The 25,986-nt window shown below is 52.0% G+C and carries 21 protein-coding genes; 9 read left to right on the top strand and 12 right to left on the bottom strand.

All coding sequences use genetic code 11. The features are described from left to right. Window positions 1-147: 147 nt before the first annotated feature. From PSCS_RS01665 to PSCS_RS01645, 5 genes are all read right to left on the bottom strand, one after another. Window positions 148-1,392, bottom strand: a complete 1,245-nt coding sequence (locus PSCS_RS01665) for a serine hydrolase domain-containing protein (RefSeq protein ID WP_068810060.1) — start codon at window positions 1,390-1,392, stop codon at window positions 148-150. Window positions 1,393-1,506: 114 nt separating this feature from the next. Continuing rightward, window positions 1,507-2,772 carry a cytochrome-c peroxidase gene (locus PSCS_RS01660; RefSeq protein ID WP_068810059.1) on the bottom strand — a complete coding sequence of 422 codons (1,266 nt, stop codon included), beginning with the start codon at window positions 2,770-2,772 and terminating at the stop codon, window positions 1,507-1,509. 8 nt (window positions 2,773-2,780) lie between these two features. Next, entirely contained in the window at window positions 2,781-3,209 is a 429-nt protein-coding gene (locus PSCS_RS01655) for a FixH family protein (protein ID WP_068810058.1), read from the bottom strand. Next, on the bottom strand, window positions 3,210-3,860 hold the full coding sequence (locus PSCS_RS01650) for a hypothetical protein (RefSeq protein WP_068810057.1): 651 nt from the start codon (window positions 3,858-3,860) through the stop codon (window positions 3,210-3,212). Window positions 3,861-3,930: 70 nt separating this feature from the next. Continuing rightward, on the bottom strand, window positions 3,931-5,583 hold the full coding sequence (locus PSCS_RS01645; protein ID WP_106387064.1) for an N-acyl-D-amino-acid deacylase family protein: 1,653 nt from the start codon (window positions 5,581-5,583) through the stop codon (window positions 3,931-3,933). 188 nt (window positions 5,584-5,771) lie between these two features. On the opposite strand from PSCS_RS01645, the gene PSCS_RS01640 reads away from it, so the two are divergent. Beyond that, complete coding sequence (locus PSCS_RS01640) at window positions 5,772-8,255, top strand: DUF305 domain-containing protein (RefSeq protein WP_068810056.1); 2,484 nt, start codon at window positions 5,772-5,774, stop codon at window positions 8,253-8,255. Between the two features lie 91 nt (window positions 8,256-8,346). On the opposite strand, the gene PSCS_RS01635 is transcribed toward PSCS_RS01640, so the two are convergent. Continuing rightward, window positions 8,347-9,309: an alpha/beta fold hydrolase gene (locus PSCS_RS01635; protein WP_229694665.1), complete on the bottom strand. Its 963-nt coding sequence runs from the start codon at window positions 9,307-9,309 to the stop codon at window positions 8,347-8,349. A gap of 160 nt (window positions 9,310-9,469) precedes the next feature. Here PSCS_RS01635 and PSCS_RS01630 point away from each other — a divergent pair, with 160 nt between their 5' ends. Beyond that, window positions 9,470-10,312 carry a M15 family metallopeptidase gene (locus PSCS_RS01630; protein ID WP_082866380.1) on the top strand — a complete coding sequence of 281 codons (843 nt, stop codon included), beginning with the start codon at window positions 9,470-9,472 and terminating at the stop codon, window positions 10,310-10,312. Window positions 10,313-10,336: 24 nt separating this feature from the next. Here the strand turns inward: PSCS_RS01630 and PSCS_RS15790 are convergent, their stop codons facing one another. Together PSCS_RS15790 and PSCS_RS15785 are read right to left on the bottom strand one after the other, a co-directional pair. Next, complete coding sequence (locus PSCS_RS15790) at window positions 10,337-10,492, bottom strand: hypothetical protein (protein WP_157885588.1); 156 nt, start codon at window positions 10,490-10,492, stop codon at window positions 10,337-10,339. After that, window positions 10,489-10,626 (bottom strand): hypothetical protein, encoded by a 138-nt coding sequence (locus PSCS_RS15785; RefSeq protein ID WP_157885587.1) that lies wholly within the window; start codon window positions 10,624-10,626, stop codon window positions 10,489-10,491. The genes PSCS_RS15790 and PSCS_RS15785 overlap by 4 nt, the downstream gene beginning before the upstream one ends. 132 nt (window positions 10,627-10,758) lie before the next feature. Here PSCS_RS15785 and PSCS_RS01625 point away from each other — a divergent pair, with 132 nt between their 5' ends. Beyond that, window positions 10,759-11,337, top strand: a complete 579-nt coding sequence (locus tag PSCS_RS01625; protein ID WP_082866379.1) for a DUF488 domain-containing protein — start codon at window positions 10,759-10,761, stop codon at window positions 11,335-11,337. On the opposite strand, the gene PSCS_RS01620 is transcribed toward PSCS_RS01625, so the two are convergent. Together PSCS_RS01620 and PSCS_RS01615 are read right to left on the bottom strand one after the other, a co-directional pair. Further along, window positions 11,334-12,734, bottom strand: coding sequence for a heavy metal sensor histidine kinase (locus tag PSCS_RS01620; RefSeq protein ID WP_068810054.1), 1,401 nt, complete (start codon window positions 12,732-12,734; stop codon window positions 11,334-11,336). The two genes, PSCS_RS01625 and PSCS_RS01620, sit on opposite strands and share 4 nt — an antisense overlap. Beyond that, complete coding sequence (locus PSCS_RS01615; RefSeq protein WP_068810053.1) at window positions 12,727-13,407, bottom strand: heavy metal response regulator transcription factor; 681 nt, start codon at window positions 13,405-13,407, stop codon at window positions 12,727-12,729. Before PSCS_RS01615 ends, PSCS_RS01620 begins: the two co-directional genes overlap by 8 nt. Before the next feature lie 196 nt (window positions 13,408-13,603). Here PSCS_RS01615 and PSCS_RS01610 point away from each other — a divergent pair, with 196 nt between their 5' ends. Beyond that, window positions 13,604-15,409 (top strand): copper resistance system multicopper oxidase, encoded by a 1,806-nt coding sequence (locus PSCS_RS01610; RefSeq protein WP_082866378.1) that lies wholly within the window; start codon window positions 13,604-13,606, stop codon window positions 15,407-15,409. Further along, window positions 15,406-16,344 (top strand): copper resistance protein B, encoded by a 939-nt coding sequence (locus tag PSCS_RS01605; protein ID WP_157885586.1) that lies wholly within the window; start codon window positions 15,406-15,408, stop codon window positions 16,342-16,344. Before PSCS_RS01610 ends, PSCS_RS01605 begins: the two co-directional genes overlap by 4 nt. A 23-nt stretch (window positions 16,345-16,367) precedes the next feature. Here PSCS_RS01605 and PSCS_RS01600 read toward each other — a convergent pair whose 3' ends face one another. Next, complete coding sequence (locus tag PSCS_RS01600; RefSeq protein WP_068810052.1) at window positions 16,368-17,267, bottom strand: formylglycine-generating enzyme family protein; 900 nt, start codon at window positions 17,265-17,267, stop codon at window positions 16,368-16,370. Next, entirely contained in the window at window positions 17,264-18,955 is a 1,692-nt protein-coding gene (locus PSCS_RS01595; RefSeq protein WP_068810051.1) for an SEL1-like repeat protein, read from the bottom strand. The genes PSCS_RS01600 and PSCS_RS01595 overlap by 4 nt, the downstream gene beginning before the upstream one ends. Window positions 18,956-19,153: 198 nt before the next feature. Here PSCS_RS01595 and PSCS_RS01590 point away from each other — a divergent pair, with 198 nt between their 5' ends. The 4 genes from PSCS_RS01590 (at window position 19,154) to PSCS_RS01575 (ending at window position 25,973) form a co-directional block, all read left to right on the top strand. Then, entirely contained in the window at window positions 19,154-20,836 is a 1,683-nt protein-coding gene (locus PSCS_RS01590) for an MDR family MFS transporter (protein ID WP_068810050.1), read from the top strand. A 138-nt stretch (window positions 20,837-20,974) separates the two neighbouring features. Further along, entirely contained in the window at window positions 20,975-22,975 is a 2,001-nt protein-coding gene (locus tag PSCS_RS01585; RefSeq protein WP_068810188.1) for a TonB-dependent receptor plug domain-containing protein, read from the top strand. Between the two features lie 55 nt (window positions 22,976-23,030). After that, window positions 23,031-23,897, top strand: coding sequence for a tungsten ABC transporter permease (locus tag PSCS_RS15435; RefSeq protein ID WP_188619149.1), 867 nt, complete (start codon window positions 23,031-23,033; stop codon window positions 23,895-23,897). A gap of 249 nt (window positions 23,898-24,146) precedes the next feature. After that, window positions 24,147-25,973 (top strand): hypothetical protein, encoded by a 1,827-nt coding sequence (locus PSCS_RS01575; protein WP_068893740.1) that lies wholly within the window; start codon window positions 24,147-24,149, stop codon window positions 25,971-25,973. The last annotated feature ends 13 nt before the right edge of the window (window positions 25,974-25,986 follow it).

Raw genomic sequence — 25,986 nt, 5'->3', positions numbered from 1 at the left:
GATATATTTGAGGTGGGTGTTGTTAGCGGGGTTCACTAATAATTGGCGAAAAAAAACGCGGAATGAGGATTCCGCGTTTATTGTGTAGGCTGGCAATTATCTGTCTTGCCAGCAACTGAATGTGCTGGCGGAGCAGTTTCTTAACTATCAGTCAGCAATCGCTTCATAGACAACTCGCTGGGCGATGTTGTTATCGAAGGGGGCGCCACGTGGGCCACCACGCTTCTGCTCCATGTACAGCATGAACATGTCGTTTTCCTGATCTACCAGGAACAAGGTGCCGCCGATACCACGCCAGCCAAAGCTGCTGCCATCATGGCCAGGGACTGGCTGCAGGTGGAAGCCCATGCTCCAGCCGCCGCGATTGCCATAAAAGAAGTATTCACGTGAGACTTCAGGCGTCAGACGCTCTTCACGCATCCAGTCCAGGGTTTCTTTGTCAAGAATACGCGAGCCACGGTATTCACCGTCATTCAACAGCATGTTGGCGAAGCGGATATAGTCTTCAGTGGTTGAGTTCAGCCCGCCACCCCCGGAGAGTTGAGGGCGTTCTATGGTGTAATCTGCCATGGCGCCATGAATTGGCTGGGCAATGCGTGAAGATTTTTCGGATGGTACATAGAAGGTAGTTTCGTCCATGTTCAGCGGCTCGAAAATCCGCTCATTGAGGATTTCGTCCAAGGGTTGGCCGGCAGCAACTTCCAGTACCGCGCCCAATACATCCGTGGAATGTCCGTAATGCCAGGCTGTACCAGGTTCAAATAACATCGGCAGATTGCCAATGGCTGCGGCCAATTCTGCGTTGGACATGCTGCCATCGGTGTTGACCGCTTCACTGTATAGTTCGCCTAATTTGGTGCCACCGGCGAAAATACCCTGCACGATGCCGGATTTGTGCGTCAACAGGTGCTCAACCGTCATGGTGTTTTCAGCCGGCGTTATCTCGCCGGTCTCATTATCAATGATTTCCAGACTGCCAAATTCCGGAATGTACTTGCTGACCGGGTCCTCAACAGACAGTAGTCCATCTTCAACCAGCGACATGGCTGCTACGCTGACAACCGGTTTGGTCATGGAGTAAATACGGAAAATCGTTTGTGCATCAACGGGTGTGTCATCTTCAGGCCCCTGGGTGCCCACCGATTCCAGCATGCCGATACCGTCGTCATTTCCCACCAGGATCAGGGCACCCGCAATATGATTGCCGTCCACCGCGGCCTGCATTTGTGAGCGGATATCGCTGATTTCATCCTCAGTGATATTGAAATTGGACGGATCTATTCGCTTGATTGAGCTTGCCTCGGACTGGGCAATGGCGGCTGCACAACCCAGCGACAGCACAGTTGCTAATGCTGAGGTCTGTAACCAGTGTTTTAGTGATGGCGCTGTCATTTAGTTCCCCTTGTTCTTTTGATGGGCCGATCATAATAGGTTGATCATAATGGAGGCGTCACCTTCTGACAAACACGTCGGGTTAAACCTCGGTATCCCTGCGGTGCGCCGATGTTATGGCGGGTTCAGCCACTTTCCATCGACAGCTATTTCACCATTCAGGCTTTCCAGGAATGCCTGCAGCTGACGTCGTTCAATGGCTCTTAGCCCCAGTGGTTTTGCTTCATTGTGACCGAAAATGGCGTCTTCGGCCTGATCATAATGTTCGATGACCTCCGCCAGTGTGTCTAGCTGTCCGGCATGCATATAAGGTGCGGTATGAGCCAGATTTCTCAGGCTCGCCGTGCGCTGCGCACCAATCAGCTCGTCGCCCCCACGGGCAAAGCGCAGTTCGCTGCACTGTCCAGGGTTCGCATCGCTAAAGGGGCCCAGGCAGTTGAATGGGTCAGACTGAGCTTGCCGGAGACCTTCTGAGCGACCTGGAGAGGGTAGCTCACCGATTGGAGGAAGTACGCCCGTGTTGTGGAATGCATTGTTGGTAAACAGTGGGCCATTGTGGCAGTTAATGCATTGCGCTTTGTCCAGAAACAGCTTTAACCCGGCTTGTTCGGTTGAATTAAGCGCTGTGGCTGGCTCGCCACTGGCAAGTTGAGCGACGAAGCTGTCAAAAGGAGACTCGCCCGGCTGCAGTTTGCGCTGGTAGGCAGCCAGCACTTTGCCCACGTTGGCAAATATGTCATTGACAAGCCGCTGATCCGAGCCTGTCATGGACTGCCAGGCCTGTTGCTGTGAGTTTGTTCCTAGTGGAGTGGCATCAACAGGGAAACGTTCGCGGTTACTGAGGTCTGGCAGATTGCCGAACAAAGCCTGGTATTGCTGCCGGTATTCGGTGGTACTGGATACCAGATGGGCAACCTGGCTGCGGGAGCTGTCATGCTCCAGAGGATTTTCGATCGGAGCCAGTGCCTGAGACCAGAGGCTGTCTTTGCGCCCGTCCCAGAAATACCAGGGGCTATAGGCCGCGCCAAGCAGCCCCATCGTGTTGCGCGTGGCCTGGCTTACCCCGACGGCCAGCGCAAGTTGGTCATTGAAGTAATTGTCTGGCTGATGACAGGTGGCACATGACACCGTACCGGTACTGCTGAGACGCTGGTCGAAAAAAATCTGGTGGCCAAGTTGTGCAGCTGCCGGATCATCTGCGACAGCATTGCCGGGGGAGGACGGCAGTGGGGGAAGCGCATCTAAGGACATGCTTTGTAAAAGGGCGATGTCGCTGTCTTCCCAGGTTGTTGATGCAGGTATGGGAGCATACTGCCAGCCCGCCCAGGCCAGGGCCAGTGTTAGCGATAATGTGATGATGATTTTTGTTCGTGATCGCATACGCCCCACTACAGAGAAAATGAGTGTTCCACCTGGTATCTTTTATTGTCGATCATAATGACGAAGTCGAGCTTCCACTCGCCGGGCATATGAAAGCGCAGCCCTTCCAGCAAATACTTACCTTCACCAGGTTGTCCCGAGACTCTGGGGGCCGTCGCTAACCCATGATCATGTTCTGGCATGCCGCCAGTGACTGTAATGTCTGCATTTTCTACCGGGGTGCCTTGTGAGCTGATAACCTCGATCTCCCACTGGTGCATCTGATTTAGCGGAACCGGCGTTTGCTGGCTTTTCAGGTGAAGAGTCAGTCCTGGCGGTTGGCTCTGTGTTTCCCATTCAGATGCTGCAATGGTTTTCTTGCTGAGCAGCAGAGTTGAAGTGAGTATAAACAGGGTTGTGATTATGATCTTGTTAGGGAGCCAGGTAGTTCTCATCATTCACATGGTCTCATGAGGTTGGTTGCCGGACATGGCTGAGGCCGGTTGTGTGTGTTTACGATATCGCCACCATAACAGCAGAATGCCAATGCCGAGTATCGGCCATCCCCAGACCGGGACCAGGGGGCGGCCGACATGAAATGGGAATACGGCATGGTAAGTAGGACTGCCGTCCGGATGAGGTGCGCTTACGATACCGACATAATCACCTTCAGCCTGGAAAACATGTTGAATGCTCAATACGCCATCGGGGCGCGGTTGTGCCGATTGATAATAGGCAGTCACGGCATCTATATCCTCAATTTGCTGAATATCAGACCAGCGCACAAAACGGCCAAGCGGGCTGTCGTTGCGGATGATGCGAAACTCAATAGGCACTTCACGCATGGCATTATGTTGATATTCCATGACAAACAAAGTGTCAGTTGCAACGGGAATGTCTTCGCAGTATGCACGATGGCCTGATCTGTCGGGTTGATAGATGCTGAAGTGGGCGCTGTAGAAATCGAGCTGAATCGTGCAACCATCACCACCGTCGACCACACTGCCATGAGCGTGCGCAGAGGATCCCCTGGTCAGTACTGTCACCATCATGAGCAACAGCAGTGCTTTTTTGCCGATGGGATTATTGCTTGGTGACGATAGCCACATCAGTTGTTCAGCTCCACATTCAGGCCGTGCTGCTGTGTGACAGACAACACGCTCCTATCGTTTTATCGCCTTAACGGTAATCACTTGATCTGACAATCTGCCCTGGGCGCGTGCCTGTCATTTCACCGTCAATCAAGACAGCTTCGCCATTCACAAATACGTGAACCGCACCTTCAGCATACTGGTGGGGTTCAGCAAAGGTCGTCAGTTCTTTGATCGCCTCGAGATCCAGGACAGCAATGTCTGCAAAAGCACCTTCCTCCAGTCTGCCCCGGTCATTAATATTCAGCCGGTCAGCGGGCATTTGTGTGATTTTATGCACAGCCGTGTGCATGGGCATCACTTCCATGTTTTGTGTGTAGTGGCTGAGGAAACGTGCAAATGTCCCGTAGTTACGTGGGTGTACAGCGCGGTCGGAGGGAGCTTCTACCCCGCCGTCAGAGGCAATCATGGTGGTTGGGTGTTGCATGATTCTCAGCACATCTTCTTCAACCATGGCATGGAAAACTGCAGAGCAGTTGCCAGCCTCAACCAGCTCAATTAACAATTCGGCAGCATTATTGTTGGTACGCTCCCGGCCCTGCTGCACCAGTACCTGGGAAAGGTTCATACCATTGAGGGATGGGTCATGGGGACAGCCGGCCAGCACAACATTGGCCGGATCGTTGCCGCCACGATCCACTTCTATGTTGTGAGCGATGTCGCTTCGCAGCTGTGTGCGCAAATCCGGATCTGCGGCTCTTTCCAGCAGGGCTTGTCGGCCGCCGTCCAGGCTCCAGCCGGGGAACAGTATTTGCAGATTGGTTGATGATGCCGTGTAGGGGTACTGGTCTATGGAAACATCAACACCACGTGCGATCGCTTCATCTACCAGCCTCAGCGTTTCTTCTGAGCTGCCCCACATGGGATAACCGACAACTTTATGGTGAGTCAGCTGTGTGGGGATGCCAGCCCGTTCCCCTACCGCAATGGTTTCGTTGACGCTGTCAATCAGGCCAAGGCCTTCTTCACGCATGTGGCTGATATAGATGCCATTATAGGGAGCGGTTGCCTCAGCCAGCGCCACCACTTCATCGGTATCTGCAAATCGGCCGGGTGCATATATCAGGCCGCTGGACAGGCCAAAGGCGCCTTGTTCCATTGCCTCGGCTACCAGTTCGCGCATGGCATCCAGCTCATCGCCGGTAGGAGGACGGTCTTCCTCACCCACCACGGCCTCCCTGACCGAACCATGACCGACAAAGGACGCGAAATGAATGGCCGGGGGGAGTTCGGCGATTTGGGCAAAGCTGGGAGCGAGGGGGACAGGTGAAGAACCATCGTTACCGCCCACCACCATGGTCACACCCTGGCGAACCAGGTTTTCCGCATCCGGCCAGCGAAGAATACCGCCTTCTTCCGGATCGCTGCGCAAGGCGTGGCTATGAATATCAATGAATCCGGGCATCACGGCCAGACCAGTGGCGTCGATTTCGGTGTCAGCACTCCAGTTGTCCAGTGCACCGATAGCGACAATATGTTGGTCATTGATCGCGATATCCCCCGTGACAGGGGGTTGATCTGCGCCATTATAGAGGGTGCCGCCGCGTATGACGACATCGTAGTTCACAGGAGGCGTACTTTCGGTGGCAGGATCAGAGCAAGCCGCCAGGATTGTAAAGGCGAGGGCAAGTAGCGCAGAGCGCTGTGTTGTGATCCCTGCCATTGTGGTTTTTGTTGTCATTCTACAGCTACTCCCGGTTAGTAATTAGTACAGCTCCCCCGAAAAGCCAGTTCCAGCATAGTACCCGTGTTACGGTTTGGCAACGGTTGTTACCGCTGGATAATGACAGACTGATGTAATTATGGTTTATTGGTTCTATATTCATGCAAGTTACGTCTAATCGTTTTTGAGTACGGAGTCAGTACACCATGCCCATTACAGAGCTAGCCAGGCAGCTTTGCCAGCCATCTCCTCAATCTGACAGATCATTTGCCCGTCGCTCACAGCTGGCTGTAGCCATTGCGACGCTGGTAGGTATGAGTTCGTTAGCCAGTGCGCAAGTGCCGATTGTTCAACCTGGGGCACCAGGTCAGGACAGCCGTCATTTGTCAGCAGAACAGGCCTCTGACCTGGCTGGGCTCAGTTATACCGATGCGGATGTGAAATTCATGCAGGGCATGATTCACCATCACCAGCAGGCGGTTGAAATGACGGCTTTGGTGCCGGATCGCTCGCAGCGCGACAGCTTGCGCCAATTGGCGGAGCGCATTTCACTGTCCCAGGAAGATGAAATGCTGATGATGGAAAACTGGCTCAGCAGCCGGGGCGAGTACACGGCTCTGCCTGAAGGTGGTCATGCCATGCACGGCGAGACCATGACAGAGCGTATGCCTGGTATGGCAACACCAGAGGAGATGGCCGAACTGGCATCGCTGGAAGGTGCTGAGTTCGATAACCGTTTTCTGGAACTGATGATTAAGCACCACGAAGGTGCACTGACTATGGTGGAGGACCTGCTGGACCAGCCCGGTTCAGCGCAGGACTCGGTTATGTTTGAGTTCACTTCCGAGGTTGAGGCCGATCAAAGCGCAGAAATTGAACGCATGCTGGCCATGCTGTCCGGATTCTCTCCTGACCCCCGTGTCAATCTGGCGGCAGGCTATGATGATGCCGGGCAGGCCTCCTGGAACATGAACCTGATGGCATCTCTGCCAAAGCCTGACGGTTTCTTTGATCCGGAGAACCCGGCTGGATTGCCGATGAGTCGACTGAACCCGGATACCGGTGAAGAGACCGACGAGGAAGATGAAGAGTCAGAACCACGCCCATCGCTGTTGAATTTTGCCAATACGGACCTGGCTTTTGCCGGCGATATGGTGGTGGCAGGCAATTATCATGGCTATAACATTTACGATATTTCCGAAGTCAACGCGCCCCGGTTGCTGACTTCAGTTGTCTGTCCCGGCGGTCAGGGGGATGTGACGGTCTATGGGGACCTGTTGATTATGTCTGTCGAACAGACCCGTGGGCGACTGGATTGCGGGTTGCAGGGTGTTGCCGATACGGTCAGTAATGACCGTTTCCGTGGTATTCGTATTTTTGATATCAGTGATATTCGGATGCCTCGCCAGGTAGCTGCTGTTCAGACTTGCCGGGGGTCGCACACCCATACCGTGATACCCGACCCGGAAGGTGGTAATCGCATTTATCTTTATAACTCCGGTACCAGCGTGGTCCGGGATGGACAGGAGCTGGAAGGCTGTGCGAATGACTCGCCATTTGAAAACCCGGAAACGTCCCGGTTCCGTATCGATATCATTGAAGTGCCACTGGATTCACCAGAAGATTCCCGTATTGTGAACAGCCCCTTCGTTTTCTCTGACCCGGATTCCGGTGTGCTGGCTGGTTTGTGGGAAGGGGGAGATCACGGCCCGGATACGCAGCGCAGTGCAGAAACCAACCACTGTCACGACATCACAGCTTACCCTGAATTAAACCTGGCAGCTGGCGCCTGCTCAGGTAACGGTATTCTGTTTGATATCAGTGATCCGATTAACCCTAAACGCCTGGATCAAGTGATCGATACCGGCTTTGCCTACTGGCACTCGGCGACCTTTAATAACGAAGGCACCAAAGTCATTTTCACCGATGAGTGGGGTGGTGGTTCGCGGCCACGTTGCCGGGCTTCTGATCCGGACACATGGGGTGCTGATGCTATCTATGACATCGTTGACGGCAAGCTGGAATTCCGCAGTTACTACAAAATGCCCGCGCCTCAAAGCGAGCAGGAGAACTGTGTGGCGCATAACGGATCATTGATCCCTGTACCTGGTCGCGACATCATGGCGCAATCCTGGTATCAGGGCGGTATTTCTGTGATGGACTTTACCGATTCGGCCAATCCGGTAGAGATTGCGTACTTCGACCGTGGTCCGATTGACGAAGAAGAGCTGGTGATGGGCGGTTATTGGTCAGCCTACTGGCACAACGGTCATCTGTTTGGCACAGAGATTGCCAGAGGGCTGGATGTGTTCACGATGACAGAAAGTGATTTTCTCACGCAAAATGAGATTGCCGCCGCCTCGTTCCAAAACCCAAATGCCGTTGAAAATGTGCAGACTCAGCGGCGTGTTGAGTGGCCAGCGGAACCTGTGGTGGCAAAAGCCTACCTGGATCAACTGCTGAGAAACGAGTCGATTGATGGCATGGCGGCGGAACGCTTGTCCGCTTCTCTCGATAGTGCAGAGAGCGCCATTGGTAGTGAATTGAGCGATGCTGATTTGGCATCAGAGTTGCGTGTCCTGGCAGAGTCACTGCCCAATGCCGTCTCAGGTGCTGATGCGATCACTGAGCGCCGCGTGGCGGGGTTGAGAGAAACGCTGACTCGCATTGCAGATCGCGTCTCACCGTAAATAATTCGGTTTAAAGCAGGCCGTTACAAAAAGGTGGCGATCGGGTTTAACCTGGTCGCCACCTTTTTCGTTGAAGGGCGTAATCAGGTATTCAGTGAGCTGATAACCACCACGTTAGCGTGTTAGTCACTTTCTCAGCAGCATCCTGCTGCACAAAATGGCCAGCGCCCGGTATGGTCACAATGGTAGTCTCGGCATCGATCCACTCCCAGGTATTATTCAACCCTCTGGCATCCAGCGCGGTATCGGCCAGTCCATGGAAAATCAGCACAGGCATGGTGGGTTTTGGAATATGCGGGTTAGGCGGTGGTGCCTGGTCAGAAAACTCGGGCAGGTCAGGGTAGTTCTGTTTGTAATACGCCAGCATGGCATCAAAATCAGAGTGCTCGAATGCTTCCTGGTACCGTACCCGGACTTCAGGGTCAGTAACCCAGGAAGACAGTGTCTGTGGTGTCATAGGGCCATCAAAGAAAATATCCGGATCTGTCGGGCTGCCGGCCTTGAAACGTTGAGCGTAATCGCTGTTGGCTCTCTGGTCCGGGTTTATGGTCATTTCGCGGTTCAACCCGTTGGGGTGCGGAAGGTTCATGATAACCAGGCGTTCCACCAGTTCCGGTCGTCGAAAAGCCACGTTCCAGGCCACCATGCCGCCCCAGTCATGTCCGACAACCGTGGCTTTATCAACACCGAAATGCGCAATCACGGCTGCAATATCGGAGACCATCCTGGGCATTGCGTAGTTTTCATTGCCTGTTGGTTTGTCGCTTTGGTTATAGCCTCGCTGATCGATTGCGACCACGCGATAGTTACCCTTTAAGCCGTCCATCTGGTGTCGCCAGCTGTACCAGAAATCCGGGAAACCGTGAATCATGACAACCAGTGGACCATCGCCCATGGCTGCATAATGTATTTTGACACCGTCATTATCGACAAAACCATGTTCGACTTCCTGCCAGACATCGGCGCTAATGGCTGGGCTGATTGAGAGTGCTGTCATCATGCAGCCCAGAGAGCGGCTCAGTGACGAAAAAAGTGATCGGCTAGCAACAGTCATGGTGAGTCTCCTGTTTATCGATTTCTCACTACCCTAGCACAGCAATGTGATTCATATTGGTGCAATGCGACAAAGCGTGTTGAAAGGAATGTGAATCAGGGCTGTACCTTGATCAAATGATGCCTATAATAGGTAAAGGCAGATCGTTCGGAGCGTCGCTATGTCGAAGTGGTCGGGCAAAGTCAGCTCAGCTGCACGAGTCAAATCCAGCCAGGTGCAATCTTCTTTGCTGCTGGCCAGGGGGCTGGTCTGTGCATTTTTTTCTTTATTGCTCTTGCAATGCAAGCCAGCAAGCCGCCCTCAACCGATCGCTGAGTATGAACCTGTTGCTGGCTTTACGTTGCTGGCTGATGTGGCGCCGTCAATTCAGCAAGATATCCGTTATGCTACGGCCAATAATTTCCTTGGACGTCCGGTCGATGGCTATTTCATCAATGCCTGTGTCATTACTGAAGCAGCGGCAATGGCTCTGGAACGGGTTCAGCAGCAAGCTGTTAACCTGGGCTACTCCCTAAAAGTTTACGACTGTTACCGGCCACAACATGCTGTTGATGATTTTGTCCGCTGGGCAGCGGATGAGGATGACAATCTGATGCAGTCGCGCTTTTTTCCGGCCCTGAATAAGGATGAATTGTTTCCCCAGGGCTATATAGCCGAGCGCTCCGGACACAGCAGGGGTAGCACAGTCGATCTGACGCTGGTGCCATTGGATACGCAACAGCCTGCCGCTTCACCACTAGGGGGAGGGTATGATTGTCGAGGATCTGTTATGCAGCGTTATCCGGATAACAGTATCGACATGGGTACCGGGTATGACTGTTTTGATGAAAAGTCACATACGGATAACCCGGATGTGACCGCCACGGTGCGAGCCAATCGTGATCTGCTCAGGGATTTGATGGAGCAAAGCGGTTTTGAAAATTACAGTCAGGAGTGGTGGCACTTCACCCTAAATAACGAGCCCTTCTCTGATCAGTATTTTAACTTTGCACTGCCACAGTGATATGCATAAGGCATTCTCACTCACTTACTCTTCTGAAGGTGGGAAAATACCCAGATCCTTCAATTCGTTAAAGTAACCCGTCACCCTGAGATCAATGCTGATCTCCTGCTCGCTATCGTTAAGGAAGTACCAGCCGTGATCGCCTGAGATGGGGGCGACCAGGCTGCCAGATCCTGTCATGGCCGCTTCCATTTCCCGGTACCGGTACCAGTAAGACTCATCGCTGGGGTCATGACCATGGAAGTCGACATAAACGGGCAGGCACTTAACAAAGCCACTAATGCAGCCTGAGTCACTTTTTTGGCCCTGGACATCTTTGGGCAGAGTTTCCGTGTACAGCTTCCTGGTGTCAGTCGCATTATTGTTATTTCCGTTTATATATGACTCGTTGGTATCAGTGAATTACCATAGTAGCATTGCCGACAAAAATGATAAGACAGAACACTATGTACACCATTGGATACGCGACCAAACCCATTGATATCTATCTGGATCAGCTTAAAACGTATGAAATCGATGTGGTTGCCGATGTGCGATCGGTGCCGTTCAGCAAACGGTTTTTCGATTACCATCAGGATGCGCTAATGCAGCATCTCAAGAGGGCGGGAATTCGCTATGTTTATCTGGGTAATGAACTGGGACCACGCTCTAAAGATGATGCGCATTATGATCGACATGGTCAGGTTCAGTTTGATCGCTTGATGGCGTCAGAGAACTTTCAATCAGGAATTGAGAGATTGTTTGATGGTGAAAGCAAGGGATATGCTATCGCGATGACCTGTGCTGAGAAGGATGCCGCTATTTGTCATCGAAGCCTTTTGATTGGTTGGCACTTACAACATAAGCGCGGTATGGAATTGCACCATATTACTCATGAAGGTGATATTGAAACACAGGGACAACTTGAGCATCGGCTGTTATCACTCACTGACACCGGCAGTGATATGCTAATGACGGAAAAAGAGGCTCTGGGGCTGGCTTACCGTAAGCAGTGTCTGAGTCACGCATATCGAAAAACTGGCTAGGTGAGTGGCTGTCGTGGTAACTCAATGGTAAATGTTGTCATGTCAGATGCTGAGTGAACCGTTATGTTCCCGCCATGGCAAAGCATAATGGACCTGACGATAGCCAGTCCCAGCCCTGCGCCGTCTTTATGTCTGTCCCTGGCAGGCTCTGCCCGGTAGAAACGATCAAACAGTCTCGGCAGGTGATCTTTGTTAATGGCCGCCCCAGGATTGCTGACGTTGATAATAATCCGATCTTGCTCAATATCTTCGTTCATCGAAATAGTGACTGTCTTGTGCTCTCCCGTGTATCGAATGGCATTTGATAGCAGGTTTGAAATGGCGCGTTTCAGCAAGCTCCGGTCAGCTTGAACAAAAACCGGTTTGCCAGTCAGTTGAATATCAACGTTCTCGTCCTGAGAGACAGCACTAAAGAAATCAATAAGCTCGCTTATCTCATGAGACAAGTCGACAGTTTCCAGTTCCAGCTTGATTTGCTGATTGTCACTCTTGGCCAGCCAGAGCATGTCACCGATCATTTTTGCCATTCGCTCAAGTTCTTCCAGACTGGAGTAAAGGGCTTCCCTGTAAGCTGTTTCTGAGCGATATTGCGTCAGAGTTACCTGAGTTTGGGTGATCAGATTGCTCAACGGGGTTCTTAATTCGTGAGCAATGTCAGATGAAAAATAGGAAAGCCGATCAAAACCATCTTCCAGACGCTCCACCATTTCGTTGAATGACTGAACCAGTTCGCGCAATTCATTGGGGACATCATCCGGATTCAGGCGCAGGTGAAGCTGGCTGGTCTTAACCTGTTGCATTTTGTTGACAAGTTTTCTGAGGGGCAGGTGCCCCTGATAAATACCAAACCAGGCAGCTAGCAGGGTTGCAATGCCGGTGCCAGCCAGAATCCATAACAAACTGCGTCTGAAGTCTGCCAGAAACTGCAGGTGGAAATTCATATTCATGGCGACCGTGATATAGAAATCCCCCTGTTCTGTCGCCACGAAAAGTCTGGCGCCACGGTACGTTGATTCATTTTCGCGCCAGACAGACATGCTGCTTTCACTGATGCTGGTATTAACCGTGGCTGCAATGTTAACGGGCATGAAGTCAGCGGTGCCGCTGTGATAAATCACAACATCTTCATCGGTTTCGACATGAACCAGTACACCGGCCTGCGAAAATGTGGGAGCGGAAAACTGCGGGGTATCGGCACGAATGCTAAGGTCGCGCAGGTCCTGGGCGATGGTGTTGGCGACACGAGTCAGTGCGCTGGCATCCTGTTCCGCAAAATGGTGCCGGACAGAATTGGTAATCAGTACGCTGCTGACGCTGAGTGATATCACGATAGCGACTGCCACAAACACGAGTACCCGGACAGTAAGAGGTATGTTTCTGTGTTTAAGCTTAATCATTCTCAAGGTCCAGTTTATAACCCATGCCACGAATGGTGTGAATCAGTTTGGGTGAGAACGCGTCATCCATCTTGGATCGAAGCCGGCGAATGGCAACGTCGATGACATTGGTGTCACTGTCAAAATTCATGTCCCATACCTGCGAGGCGATTAAAGAGCGCGGCAGCACTTCTCCCTGTCGTCTGATTAATAACTCAAGCAGGTTGAACTCTTTCGCCGTCAGGGGAATCTTTTGCCCGGCGCGAGTCGCCCTGCGGCGCCGAAGATCAAGCGTCAGGTCCGCTATCTTCAAATGATCCAGTTGCGGCTGAGAGTTGCCTCTGCGCAATAAAGTGCGGACTCGGGCCAGTAGTTCGGGAAAGGCAAATGGCTTTACCAGATAATCGTCTGCGCCAGCTTCAAGGCCCTGTACCCGGTCATCAATGCTGTCCCTGGCGGTCAGGAACAGTACTGGCGTCGTGTGGCCGGCCGCCCGAATCGCCGTTATGATCCTGAACCCATCGATATCCGGCAACATAACATCAAGGATAATCAGGTCAAACGTCTCTGTCATTGCAGCGTGGTGGCCGTCAAGGCCGTTTCGGGCCAGGGACACAACAAAGCCTGATTCGTTCAGCCCCTGACGGAGATAATCGCCGGTTTTTATCTCATCTTCTACAATCAGGATGCGCATTCACTCTCCCACTTTGCTGCCCGTGTGCTTTCGGGTGCGTTGTTGCCGTCTTGCTGCGACAGATTCACTTTCTCACCCGGTTATAAGCTTATCGTTATCCGCCAGGCAAAAGAACTGCCCACAGATTACAAAATTGTCATGCCCAGGCAAGGCGTGATGAATAGACTGGGGACAATTCAAGAGGAGTCAGGCATTCATGATTCATTCGCTGTTTAACAAACCTGTCAGCCATAGAGCCGAAAGAGCGGTTGAGCCGGGCCGGATTGCTGCCTTGCCGTCACTGTCTCGTCGTCGCTTTGTTGCGGGACTGGTTGCTGGCGGTGTCATGTTATCGGCCCGGGGTGCATTGGCGCAGTTCGGTCGCTCTGCGGGTCATGACACGCACACCGGGGTGGCTCCCGAACTGTCAGGGCCTAACGTTGAGCTGGTCATCGCTGAATCCATGGTGAATTTTACTGGTTCACCGAGAATGGCAACCACGATTAATGGTTCTATCCCGGCGCCAACATTACGATTTCGAGAAGGTGATGAAGTCACAATCCGTGTGACCAACCGGCTGCCTGTGCGTACCAGTTTGCACTGGCATGGCATATTGCTCCCTTATGAAATGGATGGTGTACCTGGCCTCAGTTTTCAGGGAATCGCACCAGGGGAGACATTTACCTATCGCTTTCGTCTAAGGCAAAGTGGAACTTACTGGTATCACTCTCACAGTGGGTTTCAGGAGATGACAGGTATGTATGGTGCACTGATCATTGAGCCGCGCGAATCTGATTCTATCTCAGCCGACCGGGAACATATTGTCTTGCTGTCTGACTGGACTGACGACGACCCCATGAATGTATTTCGAAAGCTGAAAGTTCAGGGTGACCTTTATAACCTGAATCAGCCAACCTTGGGTCATCTGATCAGAGATATCTCAAATGATGGCATCGCTGCTGTGGTGGATCAGCGGAAAATGTGGAACCAGATGCGAATGAGCCCAACCGACCTGGCCGATCTCTCATCAGCCACATTGACTTATCTGATGAATGGCAAGACACCGGCAGGAAACTGGATGGCGCATTTTCGCCGGGGAGAAAAAGTCAGACTGCGAATCATAAATGGTTCGAGTAACACCTTTTATGATTTTCGGATTCCAGGCGTGACCATGACGGTCGTGGCCTCTGATGGATTGCCTGTTGAACCAGTGACTGTGGATGAGTTTCGTTTTGGCCCTGGTGAGACCTACGACGTTATCGTGCAGCCGGAAGTGGATGCCTGCACCCTGTTTGCACAAAGCATGGATCGCACCGGCTATGTCAGTGGCACATTAGCAACGTCACCAGAACTTCGTGCAGAGATTCCTGAAGTTGATGACGTATCGTGGTTAACGATGGCGGATATGATGGGGTCCATGTCGCACGATAATCACAATACTATAGGCGGGCATGATGAGCATGCAGGCCACAATATGGCGCAGAATCATGTGCCTCCTGTGCATGTACGTCATGCCAGCACTGAGCTTGGCCCCAGTGTTGATATGCGTGTAGATAGTCCGCGTATGAATCTTGATGATCCTGGCGTTGGGCTACGCGACAATGGTCGTCGTGTGCTGACGTTGAGTGATTTGCATTCAGTCGAAGGCGTGTTTGAAGACACACGTGTAGCCACTCGTGAAATCGAGTTGCACTTGACCGGTAATATGGAGCGATATAGCTGGTCCATTGATGGGCTGGAGTTCGGTGACAGCACGCCGGTTGCCATGCGCCAGGGTGAACGCATTCGAGTGACTTTACACAACGACACCATGATGACTCACCCTATGCACTTGCACGGCATGTGGAGTGATCTCCAGGATACACAGGGCAATTTGTTGGTTCGACGTCATACCATTCCGGTTCAGCCAGCTCAGCGAATAAGTTTCCTGGCCACGCCGAATGATCTAGGGCGGTGGGCATGGCATTGTCATCTGTTATTCCACATGGATGCAGGCATGTTCAGAGAGGTCGTTGTTTCATGAGTCGCTCGATGATCTATGTAGCCACACTGCTTATGCTGCCTGCCAGTGGGTTTGCACAGTCTCATGCCGAGCACCAGCATATGCCTGCACCTGCACCTGCACCTGCACCTGCACCTGCACCTCACGAGCACGTACACGATGAGCATGAAATCATGCCTGACATGAACGCCCATGACATGACTGACATGTCGGCAATGGAGGAAAACTCCGCTACTGTCAGCTTCTCGCGGGATCCGCATGCTTACGCTGAGAGTCTGCCAGCGTCAGACCGGTTTGCTGAGCAAGGACACCACCTTTCGCTGGCGGATGATCATGCGTTTTGGGCTGTGTTAGGTGATCGAGTTGAACGCTATGGCGACTCAGGCAACTATGACGTGGATTTGCTGGGCTGGTACGGGCAGACATTCAGTCGAATGGGGTTCACGCTGGATGCACATGCCAGCAATGAAGGCCTTGAGTCCGCATCCGGGCAGTTATTCTGGAACAGGGCCATGAGTGCTTTCTTTGACACGCAAGCGGGTGTCAGGGTTGACAGGTATGTCGGTGGTGAAAACCGTCAATGGCTAGCTGCCGGTATACAGGGGTTGGCCCCAAACTGGTTTGAGGTCTCGGCCACAGCTTACCTGGGAGAATCCGGTCGTTTTGCCTTCAGTGCTGAAAGTGAGTATGACCTGCGGTTGAGTCGGCGCATCTATTTACAGCCCCGAGTCGAGCTGGATTGGTACAGTCGCTCAGATGTGGTGAACAGGCTGGGAAGAGGGTTGGCAGAGCTTTCCGCCGGGTTGCGTCTGAGGTATGAATTCACGCCACGGTTTGCGCCTTATCTGGGACTCTCATGGAGTCGGAGTTTTGCTGAGACGGCAAAGCTGTTACGTGAGAATAACATGGCGGATGAAGAAAACCGCTGGGTAATCGGGTTACGCTTCTGGCTGTAAAACCAGCCAGATATCGCTCTCTATTACTCTGGCGTCAGCACCAGGCGAAAGCCGATGAAGGCGCGACGTGCTCCCGGGTCGGCGGCACCACGTACGGCTGCCCTGGCATTATTGATCTGATCATTGAATGAACCGCCGCGGATGACCCATAACGCATCTTCCATCAGGTTCTCCCGATCGTCCTCTGACGTATAGGGATAAGCCTGGTATGGGCTGCGGGTCCATTCAAAAAGGTTGCCGCTCATGTCAGCGAGACCATAAGCACATTCGCTGCAATTCTGGTCACCAACCGGATCACTGGCAGCACTGCCGATATTTGCTTTACTGGTATCAGGCTGGTTACCCCAGGGGAAAACTCTACCTTCTGTGCCACGTGCGGCCTTTTCCCACTGGGCTTCACTGGCCAGGGTAATTTGCCAGCCATCATCTAATAGCTGCTGTATGTGGTCCGGTGTTTGCGTTGATGTGCGCAACTCCTGTTCCAGCCAGCGAGCGTATGCCAGCGCATCAGTCCAGGATACAAAGGCCGCCGGATAAATGTCCGCCTGGGACAGTGATTGAGGTGCAGCCTGGTATCCAGTGGCGGCCACGAAAGCTTTGTACTGAGCGGTGGTGACTTCGTAACGCTGAATATAGAACGTGGGCAAATTCACATTGCCCTGGCGCATAAAGCCTGACCAGCGCTCATTGGCGAAAGCCATGCGGTCGACCCTGGGATCACTGCCCATGGCAAACCGACCGGCAGGTATTTCCACAAACCCCAGCATTGCTTCATCAGGCAAATGCCATGTCGCAGGGTTAAATGCCGGGTTATCCTGTGCGAGCGCGATGGATGGTGCAGTCATGCCGAACAGAAGTGCGGTCAGGCTGCTGAAAACAACGCGGCGCGCGTGCCGACACAGTGTGCTGAATGGATCCATCATCGTTGCGTCACCTGGTTGCTGCCATCCCCTGATGCCGACCGGCAGGCGAAGGCCCAGCCATGATCACAGGCTCGCTGGATTAATTCGTCGTCTGGCGTTTCCAGCAGATTTTGCCCGCCTTCGCGCAGTAATAATCGCAAGTCGAACATTCTCGGGTCCGTCTGACTGATGGTCGAGGGATCCAGCAGGTTCACGCAACCCGCCTGGTATTTCAGTTCGCAGGCGCGGGCAAAGTAGGACAATGCCTGTTGCTGATCCTGCTCTACAAAACGGCCATTGGCAAAGTTGGCTGCCAGTTCATTACATGCCCAGCCGGAGCCATCATTACAGTAGGTGGTTTCGAGCAAAATTAACCGGTCACAGGCAGTCGGTCGGCCTTCCTCGCAGGCCTGCACCCAGAATGGATAACTGTCCCCGGTATGTTTGGCGTCAGTTTTTCCAAACAGGGTCATACCCGCGAAGAACAGAATCCAGACAGCCATGTGCCCCAGGTTGGCTTTGCGGCTGGGCGTTACGCCCAGTCCGATTTTCTCCAGCCAGTTCACATTGCGCAGGGGGTAAACCGCCCGGTCAATCCATTGCACACTGAGGTTGAGTAGCGGGACACAAAGCAGTTTGTCATAGAAAGTCGGCGCACCAAACAGGCTTAACAGCGTATACAGTACAAAGACACCGATACCGTACAGGATACCGAAGACAAACTTGCCGGTCGGTGTGCGTGGCGATGTGGACGGGTCGGTAATCAGCAGATGCAGACCCAGAAAAACGGCAGACGGAATCTCGGAATCCAGGAAGTAAGGCACCCCGGTCGCTGCGTAGTAGACGGCGCTGAGTAGAAACAACACTGCAGCAGCAGACGCTGCAACCAGCGTGATAGAGAAAAAATACATCACCACCAGACCGGCTATAAACAGGTAGCTGTAAATGTTGGGTGCCAGTGTGAGTGTTGAGGCAATCTGTGGGCCCCAGGTGATATCTGTGGTGTTGGTGGTAATAAGCACCAGGGAAAATAGCCCCAGCGTAAATGCCGAGGGGTTAAAGATGTGTACGCGGCGTCCATCGCGATTCCAGCGCACAAATTCTTTACCCAGAAAGCCGATGGCAACCATGATGAACTGCAGATAGAACCAGTCATCCCGGAACCACAAAAAGAGGTTGGTGCTGAAAATAATCGGGAAGGGCCCGAATCCCAGTTGGTAGTTCTCCCGTCGCCACCAGGACAGCATCATGTCGAAAGCGTAGGCAAAAATAATCTGCGCGATAATCAGTACAACATGATCTTGCACCGGCTCCCAGTAATACCCCCAGTAGATGAAAACAGAGGTATGCACCATGGCTTGCACATAGTGCTGGGGTTTCAATGCGATGATAAAGGAGCGCTCTTCACCGTGCTTTTTACATCGGGCAATCAGCCCGCCCTGGAACAATACCAGTCCCAGGCAGGCGGCCCAGAAGGAGTAAAGCAGAACGTCATGCTGCTGCACACGTGATGTAAAAGATAACGCCAGTAAAGCCAGTGTGAACAATGCCGGGATCAGCACCACATTATTGATGCCAGCAACTGACCATTTCACCTCTGGGCTGGCTGTAGCTGTGGCGCCGGCAGTGTGTTGTGTGGCCGTTTGCTGTGTCTGGCTGGCACGGTTTTTTTTGTTGTTGCGTCGTGCTGATTTGCTGGGCTGACTCATGGGGATACATCTGAGCATTGTGATTCTAGGAGTCAGCGAGTATATGTCAGCGCCTCGGTTTCTTCAATTTTCACAGCATGGGATTATTTTTTTGCAGGGCTAGCGGACGGGTATCTGAGGCGTATGCCATTGTCGTTCCGGGGGAAGCAGGCGTAAACTACGCGGCCTACTTGTTGTATCTTTGTTGTAGGATTCGCCATGGATAACCCCGCCCTGACCATTAGTGACGCTGATAAACGGCTGACGCTGATTGCCCTGTTGATTGTTTTTTTGCTTGCTGCCCTGGACATGACCATTTTGTCGACAGCGATGCCTAGAATTGTGGCTGAGCTGGATGGCCTGGAACTGTATGCCTGGGTCAGCACCTCTTATATGCTGGCATCCACGGTACTGGTGCCTATTTATGGCAAGCTGGGTGACCTTTACGGGCGTAAACGTATTCTGGTCATTGGTATCACCATCTTTCTTTTGGGTTCCGTTCTGTGCGGTATCAGTGGTGAGTTTGGTACTTTGCCATTACTTGGTGATGGCATGCAGCAACTGATCATTTTCCGGGCAGTTAAAGGTATTGGCGGTGCGGCCCTGTTTACCAGTGCTATCGGCATTATTGCGGATTTGTACCCACCGATGCAGCGTGCGCGGTTTATGGGACTGTTCGGGGCCATCTTTGGCCTGGCCAGCATCATTGGCCCGGCACTGGGCGGCTTTTTGACGGATTTCGCTACGGTGAACTGGTTTGGTTTGGAGATAGCGGGTTGGCGTTGGGTGTTCTATGTAAACATACCGCTGGGATTAGTGTCCCTGTTTATGATTATTCGCAAAACACCACCACTGAATACCGGAACCGGTGGCAAGATTGACTATCTTGGCGCGGCACTGTTGCTGGTGGCATTTGTTCCCTTCCTGCTGGCGCTGACCTGGGGTGGCAATCAATATGCCTGGACGTCGGTCCCCTTATTGAGCATGTTTATGGCAAGTCTGGTAGCACTGGGTCTGTTTATTTTGGTGGAGTCCAGGGTCGACGACCCGGTCATGCCGCTGAATCTGTTTCGAAACCGCGTGTTTGTGATCACCAACCTGAGCAGCTTTGTCGTCAATATGGCTTTTCTTGGCGTAGTGATGTTCATGCCGCTGTTTATGCAAGTGGCGATGGGCGTCAGTGCAACGAACAGTGGTTTTACCATGTTTCCACTAATGACTGGCATGATGGTGGGCAGCCTGCTCAGTGGTCGTATGGTGTCACGTAACGGGCACTATAAACCCTGGATGGTGGGCGGCACGGCCATGCTGATAGTGGGTGTCTGGTTGCTTACGCAGGTGGGGCCAGATACCAGTATGGTGGATTTAAGCTGGCGCATGGTCATTGTCGGTCTGGGGCTTGGCCCATCACAGAGTCTGGTGAACCTGGTTGTCCAGGCAGCTTTCCCTATGTCCCAGATCGGGGTCGCCACCAGCTCTACCCAGTTTTTCAGGCAGATCGGCAATACAGTTGGGGTTGCCGTCTTTGGCACGTTGCTGACGTTGAATTTGACAGCAGAGTTGCCAGAGCAGGTGCCGATGCTGGCACAGGCGCAAACATCGGGCCAGGCGCTGGATTTAAGTCAGGCGCAGTCCAGTGCCATGAACCCAGAAGCATTGCGTGCCGGGGTTGAGGCGGCGCAGGCACAATCCCCGGAACTGGCTGCGATGGACACCGATGTGCTGGTCTCTCGCGTACAGCAAGGACTGAAGGTTGCCTTTGCCAATGCCATCACCGGTATGTTTTCGGCCAGCCTGTGGATCATTATTCTGGGTCTGCTGGTGACGCTGTTTATTCCCGTTATACCGCTGAGGGATCATTCCCATACGGGCAAGGCTGAAGAGCAAGAGGGCGGCGAATAGTCACTATTGTTGCAGGATAACAGGTGATTAGAATGGCGTTGTGAAAGCGCCTTTCAGTATCTGGCTTGATAAATAGCAATTTCAATGTATACTTTGGTATATATTGAAATTGTCTTTATCAATCATTCGGGAGTGATTATGCGAAGGTCTGCACGGTTTCTTGCTATTTTCTCGTTGGGTATCAGCCCAATGGTTATTGCGACAGAGGAGCCGGGAGAGTCGCAGGCTGGTGCCGCCGAAAATGCCTTTATTCTGGGTATTATGGATGTTCGGGCACGTGCCGGTGGCGCGGGAAGCGAGTCGGTGATTACGCAAGATACCCTGAGTAAACTGAACCTGGAAACAGTGGGTGTGGCACTGGCCACTGAGGAAGGTGTGTCGTTATCACGTAATGCACGTAATGAAGATATTATCTCGATTCGCGGTTTTGATTCACGACAGGTGCCAGTCTATCTGGATGGTGTTCCGTTATACATTCCTTACGATGGGTATGTCGATTTTGGACGATTTACGACATATGACCTGGCTCAGATCCGTGTAGGTAAAGGTAACGCGTCACTTCTTTACGGACCGAACACGCTCGGTGGCGCCATCAATTTGGTTTCGCGTCAGCCTCAGGAAGCGTTTGAAAGCGATCTGAGGCTGGGAGCAGGTAGCGGTGATAGAAGCATGGCCGCCTGGAATCTGGGTGCGCGCCAGGGTGACTGGTATGCACAAGCGGGATTGTCCTACCTGGATGTAAACAGCTTCCCGTTGGCTGACGGGTTTGTGGATCGCAAGAATAACCCGACAGATACAGGCAATGATCGAGAGAACGCCTACTCAAATGACTGGAAACTGTCAGCCAAAATCGGCTACACGCCCAACAGAACCGATGAGTATGCGCTGGGCTATTCAAGGCAGGAAGGAGAAAAAGGAAACCCTGTTTATACGGGTGAATCGCAACAGGGGATTCGCTACTGGCAGTGGCCCTACTGGAACAAGGACAGCCTTTATTTCCTCAGTAATACCGCGCTGGATGCAAACAATCGTTTGCAAGTCAGACTGTTCCATGACACGTACGAAAACCGCATTAACGCATTCGCCGATGATACATACACACGGCCCGGTCAGCGCAATTTTTTCCCCAGTGTATACGATGATAAAAATGTAGGAGCTTCGGTTGAGTGGATCAATCAGAGCTTTAGTGGTCATGAAATTCATCTGGCGCTGCATCATAAAGTTGATCGACACAAAGAAATTGCCTCCACCTCTCCGGCTGCTCGTTATCGTGATGTGACACAGAGCGTTGCGATAGAGGACATCATTGATATTGATGCGGCGAGTCAACTACGAATCGGGGGCAGCTATGAATCAAGAGAGGGCAGGGAAGTTCATGAGTGGGAGACTGGCTCTGCCGATGCAGGCAACGCCATGATTGAATACCAGCGCAACCTGAGCCCGCAACTGGATATCTTCACCTCTCTGGCTCACAAAACGCGTTTCCCAACGATCAAGGATCGATACTCTGCCAGGCTGGGACGTGCTTTGCCTAACCCCGATCTGCGCCCGGAGACGGCGTTACATGCCGAGATTGGTGTGCAAACAAGTCCTTGGCAGGGTGCCAATCTCACCGTAGCGCTTTTTCAAAGCCGGATTGATGATTTGATTCAAAACAATGTGGTGATATCAGATCAGTGCGGTGGTCAGTTTTGCGACCAGGCCCAAAATGTTGGTGAGGCCAGGCATCAGGGGGTTGAACTTTCAGTTAATCAGCGCTGGTCGGGCTTAGGTTCAGCTTCCCTGGCGTATACGTATTTGGATCGGGATAACTTGCAGGATTCGTCAATACCCCTGACCGGTACACCGGAACACCGGCTCTTTGCAGATAGTCGCTGGTTTGTGACGCCGGCGTTTACCCTGGCTGTGACACTGGAAATTGAATCGGGCCGGTTAGTGCCATTCGCGGGGTCTGGACAGTCCCAGGTTGTTGATCTGAGTGGCTTCAGCAACTGGGGGTTTAATGGCACCTGGCGGGTCAGTCAGGGCATTAATCTGCAGGCGGGTATCGATAATGTCGCAGACAACGCTTATGAACTTTCAGATGGTATACCGATGCCGGGACGCCGCTGGTACAGTAATGTGACATTTAATCTTTGAAGCAGTGGTTGATTTTATGATGGGTTGCGCTCGGAAAGTTCGGTGGTTCAATAAGGTGGCAGAATGGTCTGGGTTGGTGCTGCGGTTATGGTGCTGTTTCCTGCTTGTCATGATGCCAGGCGCGCCTTATGCAAACGCTCAGGAGGCATCAGTTCGTGTCGCTGTGGTTGGCGGCATTGAAATGAGCGGTGTCTGGTCACGAGTCGTCAGCGCAGCAGAGCAGGCGCTTGACATCACGATCAATACTGTCATGGCTTCGCCAAAAGAGGGAATCGTACCAGCTTTCATGAATGGCCACGCCGAACTGTTGCTGATACACGGTGGTGATGAAACCTTTGCTCTTCAGGCACTGGGTTACGCCGACATGCTTCGCACTTGGGGATACAACGAGTTTGCCATTGTCGGCCCAGAGAATGATCCGGCAGGAGTGAGAGGAGCGGAAAGTGGCCAGGAGGCGGTGCAGCGTATTCAGGCTGCTGGTCAGCCCGTCATGCTCTTCCGGGATCCGGGCAGCTACAACATCCTGCAAAAACTGTTCGAGCAAGCAGGTATGACGCCAGCAGACTTTACCTGGGTAGCAGATGGAGCGAGACGTCCTCAACAGATTTTACGCCAGGCTTCACAGCGTGGCGCTTATGCTTTGGTCGGTCATATCCCTGTGGCGTTTGGACGTATGTCGTCGCCAGGTATGGAGATCATGGTGACTGGTGACCCTGTCATGCGCAGAGCGTATGTGATTGCCACACCTGGCATCAACCATCCCGCAGCTGAAAGTGCCAAAGTCCAAGCCGCTCGGCTGGCTGACTTCCTATTGTCAGACGCGGGTCAATCGGCCATGTTGCCGGAAGGAGCCATGGACGACGTTTGGATATTGCCGCGGGCAGAAGCCAGCATAGAACTGACAAGGGGCAATGAAGAATAAAGTAGTACCTATATTTTTGAATAGTGTTATCTGACACTACTAGTTAGTCTCAAACTTCAAACTTTGCCCAGCCTTAAAACCGATCATTAATCGGCGTTGTCTCAGATTTTGATTCCTTTTGTGCACTCAGTCACACGCTTTATCTCATCACTACGACTATTGGTTAATTGTGTGAAATAGTTAACCCTCTAAGATGCATGCTATGGAGTGATCTGTTGGCATCAGTGAAGATAGACAAGAGGGGTACATATGTTTGAGAAAGCACAAATTCTACATGTAATTTTATGCCAGACCCGTTCAATGTCTGCCTCTGCTTTATTTAAAGTGTTATGCGTGTGGATATGTTTCTCTGTCCACATTTCTTCAGCGAATGCCAAGCAACCTTTGCAAAGCGAATTTTCTCGTCAATATAGTATTGATGAGGTTCGCAGAGCCTATGCTGAGAACACACATATTATGCATTTCGGACCGGAGGAGTATCCTAAGGCAACACTTTATCGACGTGAGATATATCGATTGTTGGCATGGCCTGACAGGGAGCTGCGTTGGAATTTCACTGAAAGAGACTGGGAGATTCTGGAGTCTGCTCCTGATCACGATGATGCAGCCTTTATCGTGCCAGCAATCACAGAACAAAAAGCCTTATGCAGAACCGCATTTGATATCACGTATAGTAGCAGAGACACACAGGAAAAAGCTGTTGCTTTAGCCAGGCTAATGAATACTGCAGTGATAAATGATCGCCAGCGCCTGGAGGTTCATTATGAAAATTTATTGTCCAGGTTGTCAGAAAATGCACGTGGAGAAATTGTAAGCAGAGCTCAATTTCCCGCAGAAGCGATATCCATTCCAGTGCTGAAAACGGATCAGATAGGCGTCGCCGAGACATTACCTGATTACTATAGACATAAGGTGTTTGTGGATTGCCTGGAGGTGGTTGATCTTTCCCTTTTTGATGTCGCTCAATCAAGTCTCATTGCAGGCAAGGTGCCTGATTATTCACGTCCACCTGCGCCCCGAGGTAGTATCACAAAGCGATTTTCCACACCAGGAGCGGTCTATGATGGGGAAAGCTTGAAAATGTCAGTGATCCGCTCGACAACACCTCATTATAGCCTCGTGGATGTGTCGCTGAGTCCACTGTCGAATAACCAATGGGTGGTAGACAGTGTAAATGAAGTACATCGCCTGAAAGCAGTAAAAAATATCTATGTGCACCCGAACTTTGGGCGTGGGGAAGGGCAAATAGTGGTACAGGGGACACTCGAGCTTGATACAAGTCGTTGTGAAAAAATCAGCGAAGTGACGGTAGATTATCATGAAGATACCCGCGCCTTTTATGTGGATTTCTTTAAGGACGTCACTGGCAGTCAAGAGCATGATGGTGATTGTACTCATCCACTTTCCATCTATTCATTTCATGTGGTTCTGCCAACTTACGGGTTCGATGAGGGCTGGTACCAACTGATCATCAATGATGATGAAGCTCATCCGGTATTACTACCTAACGATGATGTGATTCCTGAGCATGTCAATGCGACAGTGATCAGTCCATATTCGGGTTTATCGAAGTTAAAGTCCGATGCCGTGCAGGTACCTACTGTAATGATGCCTGATCTGGCGGGTGCCTATCAGGGTGCAGAGTTTCGTCCGGCTGCTGCTAATGAATGGGCACTGGTCAAACTAGCAGAACCCGATTTGCTTGATGGCATAGAGAATGTGGAAGTTGTCAAAACAGGTAATCGACCTATTCAGGCCCTGATAAGGGTGCAGGGGCAGTATCAGGCTACATGCACGAATGTGAAGGTGGTATCACGCTTCCGTGAAGAAGATAAGGTGATAGAAGTGAACTTCTTTAGTGACCATGGTACCAGTGAGTCATGTAACGAGCAGAGTCAGGCATTCGATTTAGTCTATCCCGTTTCGCTCTTAGATGTCGAAGAAGGTACGTATCAGGTCCAGGTTAATAATGAGCATCATGTTTCTTTAGAAGTCATCAGTGATGAGACGCAAGCGCAAACATACGTAACAGGTGACTTCATACCTAGAATCAACTGTGGTAACTGTCGAATATAAGTAATCAGGGAGT

It is taken from the genome of Pseudohongiella nitratireducens (genome assembly GCF_001642735.1).
GTDB classification, from domain to species: domain Bacteria; phylum Pseudomonadota; class Gammaproteobacteria; order Pseudomonadales; family Pseudohongiellaceae; genus Pseudohongiella; species Pseudohongiella nitratireducens.
The sequence above is the reverse complement of the archived record's forward strand: the minus strand, read 5'-3'. Positions and strand labels throughout refer to the sequence as shown.

Excerpts from the sequence above, each read along its gene's own strand:
- PSCS_RS01640 (WP_068810056.1), top strand. The coding sequence starts at position 5,772 with ATGCCCATTACAGAGCTAGCCAGGCAGCTTTGCCAGCCATCTCCTCAA.
- PSCS_RS15785 (WP_157885587.1), bottom strand. The coding sequence starts at position 10,626 with ATGTCCAGGGCCAAAAAAGTGACTCAGGCTGCATTAGTGGCTTTGTTA.
- PSCS_RS01625 (WP_082866379.1), top strand. The coding sequence starts at position 10,759 with ATGTACACCATTGGATACGCGACCAAACCCATTGATATCTATCTGGAT.
- PSCS_RS01590 (WP_068810050.1), top strand. The coding sequence starts at position 19,154 with ATGGATAACCCCGCCCTGACCATTAGTGACGCTGATAAACGGCTGACG.
- PSCS_RS01665 (WP_068810060.1), bottom strand. The coding sequence starts at position 1,392 with ATGACAGCGCCATCACTAAAACACTGGTTACAGACCTCAGCATTAGCA.
- PSCS_RS01605 (WP_157885586.1), top strand. The coding sequence starts at position 15,406 with ATGAGTCGCTCGATGATCTATGTAGCCACACTGCTTATGCTGCCTGCC.
- PSCS_RS01660 (WP_068810059.1), bottom strand. The coding sequence starts at position 2,772 with ATGCGATCACGAACAAAAATCATCATCACATTATCGCTAACACTGGCC.
- PSCS_RS01585 (WP_068810188.1), top strand. The coding sequence starts at position 20,975 with ATGCGAAGGTCTGCACGGTTTCTTGCTATTTTCTCGTTGGGTATCAGC.
- PSCS_RS01635 (WP_229694665.1), bottom strand. The coding sequence starts at position 9,309 with ATGACTGTTGCTAGCCGATCACTTTTTTCGTCACTGAGCCGCTCTCTG.
- PSCS_RS01645 (WP_106387064.1), bottom strand. The coding sequence starts at position 5,583 with ATGACAACAAAAACCACAATGGCAGGGATCACAACACAGCGCTCTGCG.
- PSCS_RS01600 (WP_068810052.1), bottom strand. The coding sequence starts at position 17,267 with ATGATGGATCCATTCAGCACACTGTGTCGGCACGCGCGCCGCGTTGTT.
- PSCS_RS01610 (WP_082866378.1), top strand. The coding sequence starts at position 13,604 with ATGATTCATTCGCTGTTTAACAAACCTGTCAGCCATAGAGCCGAAAGA.
- PSCS_RS15790 (WP_157885588.1), bottom strand. The coding sequence starts at position 10,492 with ATGACAGGATCTGGCAGCCTGGTCGCCCCCATCTCAGGCGATCACGGC.
- PSCS_RS01575 (WP_068893740.1), top strand. The coding sequence starts at position 24,147 with ATGTTTGAGAAAGCACAAATTCTACATGTAATTTTATGCCAGACCCGT.
- PSCS_RS01595 (WP_068810051.1), bottom strand. The coding sequence starts at position 18,955 with ATGAGTCAGCCCAGCAAATCAGCACGACGCAACAACAAAAAAAACCGT.
- PSCS_RS01650 (WP_068810057.1), bottom strand. The coding sequence starts at position 3,860 with ATGTGGCTATCGTCACCAAGCAATAATCCCATCGGCAAAAAAGCACTG.
- PSCS_RS01630 (WP_082866380.1), top strand. The coding sequence starts at position 9,470 with ATGTCGAAGTGGTCGGGCAAAGTCAGCTCAGCTGCACGAGTCAAATCC.
- PSCS_RS01655 (WP_068810058.1), bottom strand. The coding sequence starts at position 3,209 with ATGATGAGAACTACCTGGCTCCCTAACAAGATCATAATCACAACCCTG.
- PSCS_RS01620 (WP_068810054.1), bottom strand. The coding sequence starts at position 12,734 with ATGATTAAGCTTAAACACAGAAACATACCTCTTACTGTCCGGGTACTC.
- PSCS_RS01615 (WP_068810053.1), bottom strand. The coding sequence starts at position 13,407 with ATGCGCATCCTGATTGTAGAAGATGAGATAAAAACCGGCGATTATCTC.